Raw genomic sequence first — 17,147 nt, 5'->3', positions numbered from 1 at the left:
CGTCCGTCTACCGCTTGTGTTGAACGATGAACATGAGCTCTAATTCACTCACCGTTGCCAAGGTCCGCCAAAGATAATGTCGCTATTTCGTTGCTATAATACATCGGCAAAGTTGGGCCGTAGGCGGCGAAATAAGCCGTAACTTGCCACAAACACACCACAGCTGATCGCCAATAAGATGGCGAGCTGGCCAAATTGCGGTGGCTTACCGTACACGATATCACGGATGGCATCAGCAATTGGACTAATAGGATTGAGATACAATATCTTGGCAAGCATGTCGGGTGCCGATTGAGCCGAAAAGAAGACGGTACTGGTAAACAACAACGCGGTGATCAATACCGGCATCATTTGGACAATATCGCGAATGTATAACCCCAATGAGGCCACTAAGTAGGCAATTGCTGTCAACGTCGTTAAATAAACCATCAAAACGATCGGAAGGTAGAGGATCATCAGAGGGTTTTGCAGATAGTGGTTGACCCCCGCATAGGCAAACGCAAGCAGTAAGCCAAAGAGATAATTAACGCCGGCACTACACACGGAAATCACCGGTAGCATGGCAACAGGAAAACGCACTTTCTTTACTAAGTTGCTGTTGTTACGAATAATACCGCTGGAAGCGGTCAGCACCTCAGCCATAAAGCCGTGCGTTAAAATACCAATGAACAGCATGAGGCCGTAGTCAGCGGTTTGGGCACCTTCTAAGTGCCATTTAGCTTCAAATACGACCAAAAAAACCGTCGAGTAGATGGCGAGCATCAATAGCGGCGTCACTAGGTTCCAAAAAAAACCGAGTAAGGTGCCTTGATAACGCGATTTTACTTCGCGTCTTACCATGGTTTTGAATAGCTGTATGTTTTCTCGTGACGGTAGCATGATAATAACTGCCATGATGCTCGACGGACGTCGATAATGAGATTAAACGGTGGGCTGGTTTTACCCTATTGTTGCGCGGCTGGCAACCCGTTAGCGCACGCCTTCCTGCCTATTGGTGCTTTTTTATGCGCCGCACCCACCGCGCCCATGCGACGACGGTGGGTGTATATTCACGTGATAAGACGTGATTAGCCTCGCCCGATCTGCGCTTTGAACTCGGCAAAGCTGATGGCTTGTTGGTCTTTGGCGGACAGCTTTGCCTCACCTTGTAGACGCCAGTCAATGTTGAGCTCGGGGTCATCCCAACGGATAGCGGCTTCGTATTGCGGTGCGTAGTAGTCGGTGGTTTTGTATAAAAACTCTGCCACGTCGGAGAGTACACTAAAGCCGTGCGCCAACCCGGCAGGCACCCAGAGTTGGCGCTTGTTGTCGGCACTGAGCTCGACGGTCACCACTTCACCAAATGTCGGTGAGTCGGGGCGAATGTCTACCGCAACATCCAACACCCTGCCAAGCGCACACCGAACCAGCTTACCTTGGGCTTGTTGGGTTTGAAAATGCAGGCCACGTACGACATTTTGGGTCGATCGAGAATGGTTGTCTTGCACAAAGTTGACCGACTGACCAATCGCTTGCTCGAATTGTTGCTGGTTAAAGCTTTCGAAAAAAAAGCCGCGTTCGTCGCCAAATACCTTAGGCTCGATGATATAGACGTCTGCGATCTGTGTGGGTAATACGTTCATGATGGCTCCAAGTTGTACACAACGACGTTATTCGCCTTCCAGCAATTTGAGTAAATATTGACCATAGCCATTTTTTGCCAACGGCTTCGCACACTGTTCGAGCTGCTCGGCATTGATAAAGCCTTTGCGATAGGCAATTTCTTCTGGGCATGCGACTTTTAAACCTTGGCGGTGCTCAATGGTCTCAATAAAGTTAGACGCTTCAATCAAGCTTTCGTGAGTACCTGTGTCTAGCCAAGCGTAACCACGCCCCATGCGCGCCACTGAGAGCTCATCACTCTCAAGATAAATGCGGTTTAGGTCGGTAATTTCGAGCTCGCCGCGGTGTGACGGTGTCAGCTGTTTGGCACGCTCTACCGCTTTCTCGTCATAGAAGTACAAGCCAGTCACCGCATAATTACTTTGCGGTGTTGCTGGTTTTTCTTCTAGTGAGCGGGCGGTACCGGCTTGATCAAACGCGACCACGCCATAACGCTCGGGATCGTGCACGTGGTAAGCAAAGACCGTTGCGCCGTCGGTTTTCTGGTTGGCCGCGTCTAGCAAGGTTTGTAGCGAGTGACCATAGAAAATGTTATCACCTAAGATCAGCGCACTGGGCGCGCCGTCGAGAAAATCTTCGGCTATAATCAACGCTTGCGCTAAGCCGTCGGGAGATTCTTGTACCGCGTATTCAAGCTTAATACCCCACTGGCTACCATCGCCAAGTAGCTGTTCAAATCGTGGCGTGTCTTGTGGGGTGCTAATCACTAATATTTCATCAATCCCCGCCAGCATTAAGGTGCTTAACGGATAATAAATCATCGGCTTGTCGTAAATGGGAAGCAGTTGCTTGCTGACGGCTAAAGTCACTGGATAAAGGCGAGTGCCTGACCCACCCGCAAGGATAATACCTCGACGTTTTTTTTGTGCATTCATACGCTTATTCAGTCAGTTCTTTTATCATTCGCTCAACCCCGCACTGCCATGTGGGCAAGGTTAAGCCAAAACTTTTTTCAAATTTCGACACATCCAGTCGAGAATTACGAGGACGCGCAGCTGGCGTCGGGTAATGGGTGCTCGGCACGGGCTCGACGGTTTCAACCGCCAGATCAATACCTTGTTTGCGCGCAACGTCAAAGACGAAGTTGGCGTAGTGGTACCAACTGGTAAACGCTTTCGCTACCAGGTGATAGATCCCCACTATCCATTGTTCACTGCCCGATTGCGATAAGCTGTACGCTTTTTTGATAGCATGGGCGGTGCAATCGGCGAGCAGTTCTGCACTGGTTGGCGCGCCAATTTGGTCATCGACGATGCTCAATTCTCGGCGCGATTTGGCTAACGTTAGCATGGTTTTAGCAAAGTTGTTACCGCGGTTGGCATACACCCAGCTGGTACGGAAAATAAGATATCGTGAGCAGTAGCGTTGGATCACCTGCTCTGACATTTGTTTACTTTCACCATAAACATTGATCGGCGATGTGGGCGTGGTTTCGTCACGCGCTGTGTCACCGGCGCCGTCATAGACATAGTCGGTGGAGTAGTGAATCAACCATGCTCGGTGCCGCTCGGCCGCTTTGGCTAAAGCCAGCACGCTGTGGGTGTTAATTTGAAACGCAGTTTCTAGATCGGTTTCGGCTTTATCCACCGCGGTATAAGCGGCTGCGTTAACAATCACATCCGGCTTAATCGCTTCAACAGTGCGCACGAGGCCGTTCGGATCAAGAAAATCCCCTTCATATTCAGGGTGGTCACGCCCTACGCAGAATAGATCGCCTAAGTAGCTGAGTGAACGCTGTAACTCCCACCCGACTTGTCCATCGGTTCCAAAGAGCAATATCCGCATGGTTTACTGCTCTCCGTAATGCTTTTCAACCCATTGACGATACTCACCCGATTGAATCGCTTCAACCCAATCTTGGTTGTTAAGATACCAGCGCACTGTTTTTTCGATGCCGGATTGGAAGGTTTCTTGCGGGCGCCAGCCGAGCTCTTTTTCTATTTTGCTGGCATCAATCGCGTAGCGGCGATCGTGGCCTGGCCGATCTTTAACAAAGGTAATTTGCTCGCGATATGGCGTGTTGTGGGGGCGCAAGCTGTCAAGCAAGTCACAAATGGTTTCAACGACTTCAAGATTGGTTTTTTCGTTGTGCCCACCAATGTTGTAGGTTTCTCCGGGTTCACCGCTTTCAACGACATTGAGCAGGGCTCTGGCGTGATCTTTAACGTAAAGCCAATCGCGAATTTGATCACCCAAGCCGTAAACGGGGATTGGCTTGCCGTTGATGGCGTTGAGTATCACCAGTGGGATCAGTTTTTCTGGGAAATGATACGGCCCGTAATTGTTCGAGCAGTTGGTAATCAGTGTCGGCAAACCATAGGTTCTTGCCCACGCGGTAACCAGGTGATCGCTGGATGCCTTAGACGCAGAGTAAGGGCTGCTTGGCTTGTAGGCTGTTTTTTCAGTGAACATGGGTAGCTTACCCTGACGATGCTCGCTCGGATGCGGCAAATCGCCATATACTTCATCAGTAGAAATATGGTGAAACCTAAATGCCTGTTGACGCTCCGCTGGCAGACCTTGCCAATAGTCTTTTACCACATCTAGGAGGGTGTAGGTGCCAATGATGTTGGTTTCGATAAAAGCCGAGGGGCCGTCGATTGAGCGATCAACATGGCTTTCAGCCGCGAGATGCATCACCGCGTCGGGCTGATGTTCGTTAAATACGCGTTTTAACTCTGCACGATCACAAATATCGACTTTTTCAAAGCGGTAACGTGACGAGGAGGCAACCTCTTCAACCGAGGCCAAGTTACCCGCATAGGTTAATTTATCAAGGTTCACAACCTCATGATTTGTTTCCGCGATAATGTGGCGGATCAGTGCTGAGCCGATAAAGCCCGCCCCACCGGTAATCAATATTTTCACAGTGTTTCCTTGCTTATTTTCACGTTCGCAGTCTGGCTGTCGATGTCATCAGGCGCTGAGTCTTAAAAACAACGTTGATTGATGCAACTGCGTTTTTTGCTGTGTGGTCGCCATGCGGCGATCGCTGTGTTTTGATGGCAACGATAATACCGAGTCATGGTGATGAAATCGAGCAGTGCGCGTTAAATTGCCTGACTTTGCCCGCGGATTAACGGTATTAAGGCGATCATTACTGGTATCAACGCGATCGTTAACTGTAGTCACTAAGGCCATTATCTTATCAAAAAAGCGCCCCTCCCCGCGTCATTCACGGGGAGGGGCAGCTTATCAACGCAGAAAGGGGATTAGTTGGTCGCGCTAATCACTTTGTGCGGCTGTACTCTTAGCTGTGTCTGCGCTTGTTTGCGCTCGTATTCGGTATTAAGCAATGCCATGCCGTCGTTGTCGGGGTTGCTCAGCGCCTCTGACGGTTCTGTCGCGACGCCTCTTACATCAATGTTGTTGTTGATGATCGACTCCAATGTATCTTCTTTATCGGCTGATAATAATGAGATCTTAGCTTTGCTCAGGTTGCTATTCACGTAGAGATCATTAAAGCCGGTAAAGGACAATAGTGGTAACATCGCTTGAGGTTTGGAATAAATGACTTGGCGAATTTCCCGACCCGCACTGTCTTCAAGCCAGACAAAGCTACGTTGCGTGTCCCAATCTTGCTCACCTCCACTGAGGTATCCTTGCAAGCATGCGCCTGTCTCACTGGTGCTGCAGCTTACCACCTGTGTGGCAGCCAGGCGGTTGGGTGTATCGATATTCAGTAACGCGGTGGCATAGTCAATGCCCGTGTCTACATCTTCCGGCTGCTCGGTAAAGGTCAATCCCCAGTTATTGAGAGTGCCTTGTCCATTTAGATAGTAGTTACGGCTGCCGATATCGTGGGCATATCCATATTCTCCATCACTGTTGTTCGGTAGTGCCTGCCAAAAGAGTGGTTCTCCGCCCTTCTTAACGTATAGTTTAGTATTTTCTAGTGAACCCGTTCCCGCTAATGGTGGATACCAAAAGTTATAGTCATCGCGGGAATCATCACCAATTTCATTCATTTCAAGCGGCTTATTGCTAATACTGCCACGCTTAAACAGTTTGAAGGCATTGATTTGGCGATATTTGTTTTGCTGGATAGTCTCATTGACGTTTTCTTTGGTATCCGAGGCTAAACGTTCATAACGGACTGCCATAATCTGTTCGCTGTCAAGCTCCGCTTCAACATTGATAGGTGACGTCGCCCAAAAATTCTGGTCGCGGGTGTTGATGCCAAAGATTTGTCCACTCGAGTCGCCACCGTCTTCTAGCGTTTGATCTTTATCTTTCAACGTCGGGCCGTTAGAGCCAGATTTGATGCAGCTTCTTCCAACGCTGTTATTGGGCTTAAAGTCACTAAAGCGCATGTTGGTCGATAGTAGCGACTTCTGATAGGAGATACTGTTGATATACTCGCCTTGTCCATCAAACTCGTAGATAGTCAAATATCCATCACTTGGAACCTGACTCTTTTTGATTTTAAGGGTTCCTTTGCTTGACCACTCGTCATCAACAGTAGTGTAGGTTTTGAGCGCTGTGCCATCTGCCCCGTGAATCGTCACACGAAGCGACGTATTGCGCACACTATTCGCGAGCACCCATTCACGAGACTTAATCTCAGGCTCAGCATCCGGGTCATAGTTAGGATCAGACGGATCGACGTCTTTGTAATAAATCTTTTCATCATAGATAGCGCAACTGGTACTACTTTTGTCGGTTTCTTGTACGTAAAAGCTAGCAAAGTCGATATTGTATTTTGGGGTGGGCTTAGAGCCACCACCACTATCGCTGCCGCCTCCACATCCTGTGAGGGCTAACGGTAAGAGTAAAGAAAGGTATAGTCGTTTATCCATGATGATCTCAATTGCTTGGTTTCTTGATCGCTTAGCGCAAAATGTGACTTACTTACAAGTGAATAGCAAGTAGGCAAGTAACACAATGCGAGCTTTAACGTGACTGCGGTTCAATTTTTTACTGATCCATGCTTTTAATCGCTGTTTACGCGACAGGTGCTTTAGGTCGCTGAGTAGCGTTAACTGGTTAAGGGCATTGGGGTCGACCTGATGACTAAAGTAGGCTTTAAATGCATTGGCTTGCGCCACAATTTTGTCCATGCTGAGACAAAAGTCTTGATAATGTTGGCGAACTTTTACTAAGCGATGAGGTTTGGCCCCAATGCTGTTATTGGTGTGTTGACGATATTGCATCAAGGGGCGCTCAATTAATTTGAGGGTGCCGAATTGTTTGGCAACCAGCGCTAGCCACCAGTCGTGCATGTAAGCCGCTTCTGGAATCGGTAAGGCTTTGTCGAGTAAAGGCCGGTTAAAAATCGCGGTACATCCTGAGACGGTATTTTGCTGCAATAACTGACTAAATGTATTCCCCCAGTTTAAAGGGATTTTCTTGTAGACAAAGTAGGAGTCGTTGATTACGTTGAGCTGTGAGTCCACGATCGAGAGGTCAGAGTATACAAGGAGTGGCTGTGCCGGATTGAGTGCCTTAATGTGTTGGTAGCTGGTCACGACTTTATCAGGCAGCCAAATGTCGTCTTGGTCACTCAGCATCACAAATGGAGCCGATGTTAAGGCTAACCCTCGGGCAAAATTTTTGCTGGGTCCGACCTTTTTCTGGGCCGGTTGATGAAGCTCAATTTTATTATCATTGGCGGCTAAGGTTTGAATGATTGCGAGCGTGTGATCGCTTGAGCCATCATCCACAACGATCAACTTCCGAACGAGGTGACTGTAGCCATGATTACGCTGAATGGATTGAATTTGCGCCTGAATGTAGTCTTGTCCGTTATAGGCGGCTAAGACAATATCAATCGGTTTATCGGGAACGTTTAAAGCGGGCTTTTTATCGTTAGTGTTGTTCACGTTCTTTACTACACGTTGGCTGAGGGGGCGGAAAATCATTTGGAATATCGTCGTTTTAGGCGATCGCTACCGTCACATTAAGTCAGGTTTAGGCTATCCGCTTGGTACAATTGCGATTGCTTGGAGCGTATTTTTTTGCGTGCTAGGCAAAAACGCAGCGCACTGAATGCATGCCAAAAAAAGTAGCGGCTGAGTAGTTTTCTACTGGCACGCTGACGCCAGTGAATGGCTTTGGTCTGTTCGGAAAATGCAATTTTATAGCCCGCCTGGTAAGCGCGATAGCAGAAGTCGATATCTTCACAATACATGTAATATTTTTCATCTAACCCTCCGAGTTGCTGGTACACCGCGGCTTTAACAGCAATCAAGGCTCCGCTTGCCCACAATGGCGATTGAACGTTGGGAATATCTGCTTTACGGATAACGGTGGACCGATCATTCAACGCATACGCAGAGATGAAAGACCATAGTTTGGGGAAGCGACGGATGTTGTCATCTTCTACATGTTCTTCTGCATCAAGGTATAGGTTACCCGCGACCATCTCGTTACCACTGGCAATAATAAACTGACGCAGGTTTTCTAACGCTTCTGTGGTGATTTGTACATCAGGATTGAGCAATAAAAAGTAGTCATCCGGTTGTGGCTCTAACGTACTCATATAATGGAGATAATTTAAGTTATTGTTGGCTGCAAAGCCTTTTTTGTCGCTATTGACAATGTAGGTGATGCCGCTTTGTTGACAGTATTGGTTAAGCGTTTTCTGACCGACATTATCCCGACAGATAACAAGAACATTGTCCATCTGGCTTGCTTGGCGTAATGAATCTATCGCGATAATCATATCACTGTGATTGTGGGATACTGTCGAGATAATGAGTCTCATTGTTAACCTTGTTGTGGTAGTTAGGCTTGTGGATGCAACACTGTTAATGCAAAACATTTAATGATCGTGCGAGCCGCGGAAACTTTGTTCGCAATACGCCTCTGCATGCGTAGTGTATAAAATAGTACACACTTTTTATCAGACTGAGCTGTTCGACGTGACGAAAAAGATGCCAGGTGTACTGCGCCGCTTTTAGCTTGTTGGCGGAGATAGAATCTCGTCTTACCCGGTATTGGGCCAGTGGCTCTGAGATGCCGTATGCTATATCAATTTTTTTGAGAATGCTTAACCATAAGCCGAAATCTTGGCGTTTTCTGATCAGAGGCATATACACTTTGCCGATTTTTTGGCTATCGTACATGGCCGTTAAACAGCCAATAACACAGGTTTTGAGTAACTCCTGATGTGAGACTGTCTCGGGGACCCCCACTACACCCAAGTCTTTCCCGCGTTCATCAATTTTTTGATACGCAGAGAAGCTGAGTGCACAGTTTTTTTGGTGCATAAAGTCGAGCTGCTTCTCAAGTTTATGGGGGAGCCATAGATCATCGCTGTCTAAAAACGCGATAAACTGCCCTTCCGCTTCTTTTATGGCAGCGTTACGCGCCACCGCCGCACCACTGTTCGTGGTCATTCTAATCACTCGTATTCGCGGATCATCGTTAGCATACTGCAGGGCGATCGTTAACGAGCTATCCGTTGAGCAATCATCAACGAGTAACAGTTCCCAGTGTGGGTAGGTTTGTTTGATGACAGATAGCACGGTGTCATGGATGTGCGACTCACAGTTATAGAGTGGCGTAATGATAGATACCAAAGGATAAGTCATAGTTCGTCGCAGTTTTTTGCTGGGTGTCTAGTATATATAATCATGAAAGTTTCTACATCCATCAGAGCCTCCATTCTCTGAACTACGCTTTTGCGCTGTCAATGGTATTGTGGTACACCTCTTCCATATCTTTGATGGATTGCAGCCAAGCGTAGTGTTTGTGTACATGGGCTCTTCCTTGCACTCCCATTTTCTTTCTCAGACTTGGATTTAGTACCAGTCTTTCCATCGCGTTTGTTGCAGCTTCTGTATCTTCAGTTCCAACAATGATACCCGTGTGGTCATTCTCTACCACCTCTGGCAACCCGCCTGAATCGGACACTATCACAGGTCGTCCCGCAGCTCCCGCTTCTAAAACCGCGACACCAAAGCTTTCTCTACGTGAGAGTGCAATAAAAATATCAATCAGAGCAAGCTGTGACGGAACCTCACTGTGGGAAACTCTTCCCACAAATTCTACACTTTGACCGATACCAAGTTTATTCGCCATCTGTTTCAATTCGGAAGATTGAGGACCATCACCGACTATTCGCAGTTTTACTGTGGGAACAACGCAATCATTAACTATCTTTAATCGTTTTACTAAACCAGAAAATGCCCTTAATAAAATATCTATTCCATATTTGGAGTCTAGCCCTTTGATTGTACCAATTGTTATTTCGTCCGCATATTCATCTTTAAGTTCAGGTATGCTTTCATAATCTTCGATATCAACGCCAAAAGGTGTAATTGCAACAGAATCACTATTACGTTTATTTTTTTTTACATATTTATATGTTTCAGTGGCCATGGCGTAACTGGTCGATGCGATTTTGTCTGCGCTACGAAGATTAGCCTGGACAAGCCATTTATGTAGTATAGATTTTGTTGGAAAGTCATATATATCACTACCCCAAACTGATAATAGCCAAGGCCTGAATCCAACCATCGCTGCTGTGGTTGCATAACCACTCGCGTAGTGGGCGTTAACAATATCGGGTTGAATGTGTTTCAGCAGTCTTTTTACTGCAGGCACCATGGTGAAGTAGCCTAATGTCCCACGAAACGGTAATTTATGTAATATAATTCCGTCGTCTAGGGGATCACAAGGGGCATGCTGAGAAATAACATGCACTTCATGGCCAGCATTACTCAACCCGTTCGCCCAGCGTATAGTATGGATAGAACTAGCACCGGAAAGAAGCACGACTTTCATTCTTTTAAAAATCAATGTCTTTTAATCCTTGTTCAATAAGTAAATCTCTTCTTATTTCAGGTACAATATTATTACGACCAAAACCAATATCTAAGCAAGCATCGAAATAATCGGTGAAATTATTTGGCTTATCAAAATAATTTACAACGGGAAGACCAAGTGCTATATAGTCATAGATTTTAGTTCCAAATTCATATGATGGGTCACGTAAAATAGTCATGCCATAGTCGGCTCTCGCCATAACCTCATAGAGTGACTCACGGCTTTTTCTAGGCACAATATCCAGATAAGCCTGACCACCTGACTTTTCCCTCAAAAAACGATCTAACCAAATGTTTTTTTCTTCATTAGAGCCTATTAGTTGTATTTTAATTTTTTTGCTTGAATAGCGCTTCATAATCGTCAGGCATAATTTTTCCACTTTATCTGGCCCATACTCGGAAAACTTCCCTGCACAGCAAAAAACAAGCTCATCGCCTTCATTAATTTTTTTTTCCGCTTTCAGACTTTGTGCTCGCTTATAATCTTCGCCGGAAATCCCATTAGGTATCAAGATAACATTTCTACTTGAAATCTCTTCTAGGTATTTATGCAAACCATTCGTACAAGTTATTGTTAAAAATGCACGTCGAATCAAAAACCTCTCTACCTGCCGAGTGAATATTGATTTAAGAGGCTTGCATTTAACATTTCCGCCATAACCTGTAGCTTGTGCAATAGACCAGCCATCCCTTATATCTAAAATCACACTCCTCCTAGGGTTTAAAAAAAACTTAAAATTATGGAATGGTGGCATGGATAAAAAAACGTACTTTTTTTTCTCTACTTCATCCTTATAAACCATATTATAAAAGTATTCTTTGAAAGACCTTAGACGTGAATGAACAGGCGTTCCACATATTGTTTTTGAGGGAATAAAAATAATATCCATGTTTTAATTGAAACCTAATTACCAAGTTCACTGAAATAGATACGGAAAACGCATAAACATCCGCGCTAAGGAAGGTTTGCTAGGTACTTTTGGTCCATCGCGCACATCATTCGCTTACGCTGAATGCCGGCTTTGAAGCTCTTCTCTTGGTTTAATGAATTTAAAGTCATTTTCCCTATTCATGCAAAAACTTCCGCTCCACCATCTACCTAATTCGTCGTACATCTTATTAACCAATATCGAGTTGCCAGTGCAAGCGAGTGGCATCAAGTAACCCTTTCGCTGTCAGAGCTTTTCCAATCATATAATATCACACAGTGACACCTAACTTCTCAAGCACTTTTACTTTCTTCTAAAAACTCACCATGACACTCATTGAGTTTTAATTCCGGCCAATGATAAGCCAAACACCTAACGCGCCCAAATTAGGGCTGTCTATTATTAATTCCTATTTATTAAACTAATATATATTTCAAAATCTTTCTCACAACTGAAAAAAGAGTTATGCCATAACAAAGTGAATACACCGCCAACTTGCTTGCATCGATATTTCAATTCATTGAACTTAGCATAAGCAGCATCCGTCGAGCCAAGCCCGAGATAGCGGTCTGCGATAACCGTGCAGTCCATTGCTATGAGTGGCCTGATTCGTAGTGACAATTGTTGATTACTCGCAATATCGAAGGCTGGATATTCAAAACAAGTGCCACAACGAAAGCCTGGCCTATCGGCGTAGCTTAGGGTGCTATCATAAGTCATTCCTGCGTCGGCCCAGGCTTTTTGAGTGATGGCCTGATCCCAGCGAAGGAAGTGCATTCGGCCACCCCATTCGCGCTGCTGTATCCCTTCTTCTTTACAAATCTGCCGCAGTCTATCTGCTTCTTTCGCTATTTCTTTTGGGTTACTGCACGTGTTATAACTGGGATGAAGCCCAATCTCATGACCACGCTGGTGAATTTCGCGCATCAGTGCACGTATTTGTGGCATTTCTGGATCATACTTGGCATCTTTGCTGGCATCTGTGCGACCACAAATAAAGTAGAAGGCACTTGTTAAATCATTCTCTTCCGACTTTTTCATTAACCAATCAAAAGTATTCGCAGGATCGGCTGGATGTATCGAATGCTGACTGTTTAGTTTTATCCAGGGGGCTTTAAGCGCAGATATAAAATCCTTTCGTAATAGTACATCGCCACCTATCGTTCTAATGAGGCCCTTTAGGTTCTGAAATGCATACCGAGACGGGATATCTACATCATGCGAAACCTTGATGCTAAATTCGTGTTGCTTCAACTCAATACTTGGCCACACGCGCTGAATAACCTGACCTAAAACGTTCAGCCACTCATCCACAATGGGACGCTCAAGATAACCATGTCGATAAGCATGTGAGGACGTAGCCGGGAAGCGTTGGTGGCTATCTAGATCCGTACGCCTCACCTCTTCTAGACGCGTTAACATCCAGTAGGTTAAACCTAGGATATCGTAGTGAATAGTCGCCCCTTTTTCGTTTAGCTCTATGAGAGGCTCGGGTAAATCAATTTCTGAAGGCGCAGGAATAACATCTTCTACGGGACCAAAGTAACCCTCACTGCTGGCTTGCCATTGCTTGCATGAAAAGTCAGACCGAGCTTGATGAAAAACCTTTTGTAATTTATCAAATACAATTATTTTATCACTTTCAGTATGTGATAAAATAAATTTGTGGCCATCATGTTCTAAGTGCCAGCCGTATCCAAACCGTTCACAAAGTATCGAGACTAACCATTGAAGAGACGACTTTGTGTAGTTATTGAAAACTGGTATATTAAGTATAGTCATAAGTCAAAAAGCTCTGGGTATAAGTTTTTTGCAGAGGGGCAACGCTCTTTGACTTTATCCATAATAAATTCCCGATCAAACTGTTGACTTTTTTTGTTTTTATTTAATCTCGGTAGTACTCCGCTATTTTTATTAGCAATATCTATGCCCATAACACTTAAAGCATCATCAATATATCTGCTATCACTTAAGAAATCCTCCGCTCGGAGTGTAATAAAACGCTCTTCTCCTACTAGGTCTCTTGTTTCCTTTGCTAAAGTATTCCCGATCTCCCAAAAGTCGGCTATCATTTCCACTTGCTCCTCAAAGTTTAGTGCCCAAGAGTGTCTATTATTTAGTTTTAAGTGCCCCCAAAAAACAGGATCTTTATTTTTAAAATAACCTCGATTTAAGCCACTAACTATAAAAGAAACAGGATTCCTTGTGATATGTAAAAATTTAGACCTTGGGAAAAACTCAGATAAAGATGGAAGTAAAGGCAGGTTTTTACAGTCTCCATCCACGAAAGGAATGTTTTTTTTGTAAGAGTCTATTAAATATTTCTCTCTAGCTGAAAAATAGCACCATTGAGCACATTTTTCATCAACTTCAGAGTCCCATATCAAGCTTCCTAAGGTCGCAAGACAAGGTTTTGGAGCATGATAAGCATTTAGCTCACTATACTTCTGTAGGTAGTCAATAAAACTCTTTGTTCCACTTCTTCCAACGGTCACTAGGAATATAATATCAATCGATTTTAAATCTGAAACACCGAATGTTTTATTCACGATCGGTTTATGATCAGTTCTTGGAATATCACCTCGTAAAAACTCTTTAATTGATCTCTTGATTCTATTAATCATTACCACCTCTCAGAACACCAATTCTATTAATTTCTTCTAGCAATTCTTCAGAGTTTATACTGGATAAGTCTATTTCAAAAAACCGACGATAATCATTCATCTTTTTATAACTCCATGACCACCATTCAATATCTTTAATGATGCTTATAACATCAGATGAGAATCGGTATTTTATAACTCGAGCAGGATTACCAACTGCTATGCTAAAAGGAGGAATAGATTTCGTAACAACACTACCAGCACCGATTACCGCACCATTACCTACATTAGCGCCAGGTAAAATTATGACAGAATCACCTATCCAGACGCCATTACCTATAGTAACTCGTCCCTTCTTATAGCCAGCGACTTTCACATCACTTCCAATAATTTTTCTTTGTGCCCAGTCTTGCATATTTATTGTATTTGTAGAGTGATTACTCCCGCGAACTACTAGACGCCCACCAATTGCGCAGAAAGCTCCTATATCACATTCAGAGATGTAAGATGGATTATTTATTCTCGTACACCTTCCTATATTTACATCTCTAGAGATAAAAGAACCTCTAGCAACTTTTATGTTTCGACGATAAAAGTCTATAAACCTTAAAAGTTGAGATAGCCTTATAGCAAAAAGCATTTTTTTGAATAGTTTTATAAAATTCATATATTTTCATTCTTAAAATTAGATAAGTTAAACATCAGCACTATTAAAGAAAGGAGAAAATAAACCAGAATTCCTGACACGTTAAACAACTCAAAAATATAAAAAACACTTCCAATCACTGTAAGTGCTATAGCACCAAAAATATTAGACAATAGACATCCAACAATATCAATAACTCTAATCCCCACATAAGACGAGATTGCCAACATATAAGAAAAGTATCCTAATACACTCGCAAAGCTAAACACTATTACTGATTGAATTAAGCTAAAATTCATTACATATGCTAAGGTTAAACCAGAAAACCGTGACGTAAGGAGTAACGTTTGAAACAGTAATGCAAGATCCTGCCTTTCTATAGTAATAAATATACGAGACACAGGATTTACTAAAAATTGAATTGCTAACATAGGCGCTAACCAACTCACGATTTCACCCGCAACTCTCCAGTCTTTACCGAAAATAACTTGAAATAAGTCGGGAGCAGTAAAAAAAAGTAGAATTGCGCTAGGAAAAATTAGACTTGCCAATGCAGAGAAAAGTTGTTGCACTTGACTTGCTAGTCTATTATCACGATTAGCAGCAATTGAAGATGGTAAGAAAACATCTGATACTGCAGATCCAATTACTGTAAGTGGCATATTAATTATACGCTGTGCAAGCATATAGCCTCCCGCCGCTGCTGGACCATATACTGCAGCGAAGAACAAAGATGGTATCTGAGCGCCACTCGCATTTAATAACCCGGCCCATGATGAGAATAGTGGAAACTGCTTATACTCTTTAGCTACAGACCAAATATTTTTAGCACTAACATTTGCTTTGATTGAGCTAATAGTGTGTCTAGGGCCTCGGAGCATCATTACAAACGAAAGTAATTGACCAATAACACGCCCTCCGATAAGTGCTAGAGGCCCTAAGACTGATCCCGCCATTTGTAGGACTGTAGTTGAAGTAGATTGAAGTATTTTCGTCTTAGCAATCAATCCAAAATCTTTATATCGCAGCGACCAATATTGAAGGATCTGGTACCCTCCCATCAGGGCAAAAGCGGCAGGGAGTAACCACAAATATGATCCTAATTCAGCCGAGTTTATCAAAACTAGGAAGTCATTTCCGAATAACCAGATAATAATGGATAACAAAGTAGTTAACAGTATCAAACTGATCACGCTTAAAACCAAAACGTTTATTGCTCTGTCGTCATTACGAGGTAACGGTATTGCTAACTCATAACGTAGACTCGCTATAACTCCTAAGATTCCTATGATGGAAACAAAAACAGCCAAAATACCAAAATCACTTGGAGTGTAGAGTCTTGTAAGTATTGGAGAAGTCGCTATTAAGACTACTTGCGACCCTGCGGTACCTCCAACCAAGACTGATACCGCACGAAGAAAACCGCCTTTAGGCATTTTCTTGTCTATTAGCTTTTTCACGCTCGCAGAGACTCCAAAACTGCTTGTAAGTCCGTTTCTTTTAGATAAGGATGCATCGGCAAGCTTATCACCTGCTCGGCCACTTTATCTCCCACGGGTAACTGAACATGATGGTCAGCTACTGCTGGCTGTTTATTCAGCGGGATTGGATAGTGCACGGCAGTCGGAATACCCGCCTCCTTGAGTTTGGCCTGCACGGCTTCTCGGTTATCAACACGAATAGTGTATTGCGCCCAGGTCGAGATATTATGCTCTTCTACGTAAGGTGTGGTTTGAACCCCGGCTTCGCTGAGTAACTGGTTATAGCGGTTAGCGACTTGATTTCTTAGTTCAATTTCTTTGGCAAAGATCTCAAGCTTTGGCAGTAATATTGCTGCTTGTAGCGTATCTAAACGGCTGTTTACACCTACTCGAATATGGTGATAACGGCGATCCTGGCCGTGACGAGCAATTTGGCGCATAATCAGCGCAAGCTGATCATCGTTGGTGAAAATCGCGCCGCCATCGCCATAGCAACCAAGTGGCTTACTAGGGAAGAAGCTAGTACAAGCAATGGTGGTTAAATTGCATGAACGTTTGTCTTTATAGCTAGCACCAAAGCTTTGGGCCGCGTCTTCAATCACAGGGATATTATACGTTTCAGCAACGCTATTGATCGCATCATAGTCCGCACATTGACCATAAAGCGACACTGCCATAATGGCTTTCGTTTTGCTGGTGATTGCTGGCTCAATCAAAGCTGGATTGATGTTGTAGGTGCGCTCGTCAATATCGACGTAGACAGGTTTTGCGCCCAATAACGCGACTGTCTCTGCCGTGGCAATGTAGGTAAAGCCAGGAATTATCACTTCATCGCCAGGGCCTACTTCTAGCGCCATGAGCGCAATTTGCAGGGCGTCGGTGCCGTTTGCCGCACTAATGCAATGATGTGCGCCACAAAACTCACTGAGCTTTTTTTCGAGCTCCGCCACCTCTGGCCCAAGAATATATTTGCCATGTGATAATACAGTTTGAATCGCCGTATCGATTTTGTCTTTTATTTGTGCCTGCTGTGCAGCTAAATCAATAAATTGCAT

At 44.3% G+C, this 17,147-nt stretch carries 16 protein-coding genes; all 16 read right to left on the bottom strand.

Going from position 1 to position 17,147, the window contains the following annotated elements; genetic code table 11:
- Positions 1-93: 93 nt before the first annotated feature.
- Entirely contained in the window at positions 94-894 is an 801-nt protein-coding gene (locus BZG23_RS11300; RefSeq protein WP_241837210.1) for an ABC transporter permease, read from the bottom strand.
- Positions 895-1,067: 173 nt separating this feature from the next.
- The gene (gene rfbC, locus BZG23_RS11295) at positions 1,068-1,622 is read right to left on the bottom strand and encodes a dTDP-4-dehydrorhamnose 3,5-epimerase (RefSeq protein ID WP_077606983.1); all 555 of its coding nucleotides are present in this window, start codon (positions 1,620-1,622) and stop codon (positions 1,068-1,070) included.
- A 27-nt stretch (positions 1,623-1,649) separates the two neighbouring features.
- Positions 1,650-2,537 carry a glucose-1-phosphate thymidylyltransferase RfbA gene (gene rfbA / locus BZG23_RS11290; RefSeq protein WP_077606982.1) on the bottom strand — a complete coding sequence of 296 codons (888 nt, stop codon included), beginning with the start codon at positions 2,535-2,537 and terminating at the stop codon, positions 1,650-1,652.
- Positions 2,538-2,541: 4 nt separating this feature from the next.
- The gene (rfbD, locus tag BZG23_RS11285) at positions 2,542-3,447 is read right to left on the bottom strand and encodes a dTDP-4-dehydrorhamnose reductase (RefSeq protein WP_077606981.1); all 906 of its coding nucleotides are present in this window, start codon (positions 3,445-3,447) and stop codon (positions 2,542-2,544) included.
- 3 nt (positions 3,448-3,450) lie between these two features.
- Positions 3,451-4,530: a dTDP-glucose 4,6-dehydratase gene (gene rfbB / locus BZG23_RS11280; protein ID WP_077606980.1), complete on the bottom strand. Its 1,080-nt coding sequence runs from the start codon at positions 4,528-4,530 to the stop codon at positions 3,451-3,453.
- A gap of 344 nt (positions 4,531-4,874) precedes the next feature.
- A complete protein-coding gene (locus BZG23_RS11270; protein ID WP_077606978.1) occupies positions 4,875-6,461 on the bottom strand; it encodes a hypothetical protein in 1,587 nt (528 codons plus the stop codon).
- A gap of 48 nt (positions 6,462-6,509) precedes the next feature.
- Positions 6,510-7,484: a glycosyltransferase family 2 protein gene (locus BZG23_RS11265; protein ID WP_158011378.1), complete on the bottom strand. Its 975-nt coding sequence runs from the start codon at positions 7,482-7,484 to the stop codon at positions 6,510-6,512.
- A gap of 77 nt (positions 7,485-7,561) precedes the next feature.
- Entirely contained in the window at positions 7,562-8,326 is a 765-nt protein-coding gene (locus tag BZG23_RS11260; protein WP_274532376.1) for a glycosyltransferase, read from the bottom strand.
- A gap of 85 nt (positions 8,327-8,411) precedes the next feature.
- Positions 8,412-9,197, bottom strand: a complete 786-nt coding sequence (locus tag BZG23_RS11255) for a glycosyltransferase family 2 protein (protein ID WP_074212329.1) — start codon at positions 9,195-9,197, stop codon at positions 8,412-8,414.
- 82 nt (positions 9,198-9,279) lie between these two features.
- Positions 9,280-10,407: a glycosyltransferase gene (locus BZG23_RS11250; protein ID WP_198532148.1), complete on the bottom strand. Its 1,128-nt coding sequence runs from the start codon at positions 10,405-10,407 to the stop codon at positions 9,280-9,282.
- Positions 10,397-11,323, bottom strand: a complete 927-nt coding sequence (locus tag BZG23_RS11245; RefSeq protein WP_131825378.1) for a hypothetical protein — start codon at positions 11,321-11,323, stop codon at positions 10,397-10,399. Before BZG23_RS11245 ends, BZG23_RS11250 begins: the two co-directional genes overlap by 11 nt.
- A gap of 441 nt (positions 11,324-11,764) precedes the next feature.
- Positions 11,765-13,144 (bottom strand): polysaccharide deacetylase family protein, encoded by a 1,380-nt coding sequence (locus BZG23_RS11240; protein ID WP_077606973.1) that lies wholly within the window; start codon positions 13,142-13,144, stop codon positions 11,765-11,767.
- Positions 13,141-13,986 (bottom strand): hypothetical protein, encoded by an 846-nt coding sequence (locus tag BZG23_RS11235; protein ID WP_077606972.1) that lies wholly within the window; start codon positions 13,984-13,986, stop codon positions 13,141-13,143. Before BZG23_RS11235 ends, BZG23_RS11240 begins: the two co-directional genes overlap by 4 nt.
- On the bottom strand, positions 13,979-14,632 hold the full coding sequence (locus BZG23_RS16865) for a CatB-related O-acetyltransferase (protein ID WP_077606971.1): 654 nt from the start codon (positions 14,630-14,632) through the stop codon (positions 13,979-13,981). The genes BZG23_RS11235 and BZG23_RS16865 overlap by 8 nt, the downstream gene beginning before the upstream one ends.
- Entirely contained in the window at positions 14,629-16,071 is a 1,443-nt protein-coding gene (locus tag BZG23_RS11225) for an oligosaccharide flippase family protein (RefSeq protein ID WP_077606970.1), read from the bottom strand. Before BZG23_RS11225 ends, BZG23_RS16865 begins: the two co-directional genes overlap by 4 nt.
- The gene (locus BZG23_RS11220) at positions 16,068-17,147 is read right to left on the bottom strand and encodes a DegT/DnrJ/EryC1/StrS family aminotransferase (RefSeq protein WP_077606969.1); all 1,080 of its coding nucleotides are present in this window, start codon (positions 17,145-17,147) and stop codon (positions 16,068-16,070) included. The genes BZG23_RS11225 and BZG23_RS11220 overlap by 4 nt, the downstream gene beginning before the upstream one ends.

Source organism: Salinivibrio sp. ML290 (genome assembly GCF_001995695.1).
Lineage (GTDB): Bacteria > Pseudomonadota > Gammaproteobacteria > Enterobacterales > Vibrionaceae > Salinivibrio > Salinivibrio siamensis.
The sequence above is the reverse complement of the archived record's forward strand: the minus strand, read 5'-3'. Positions and strand labels throughout refer to the sequence as shown.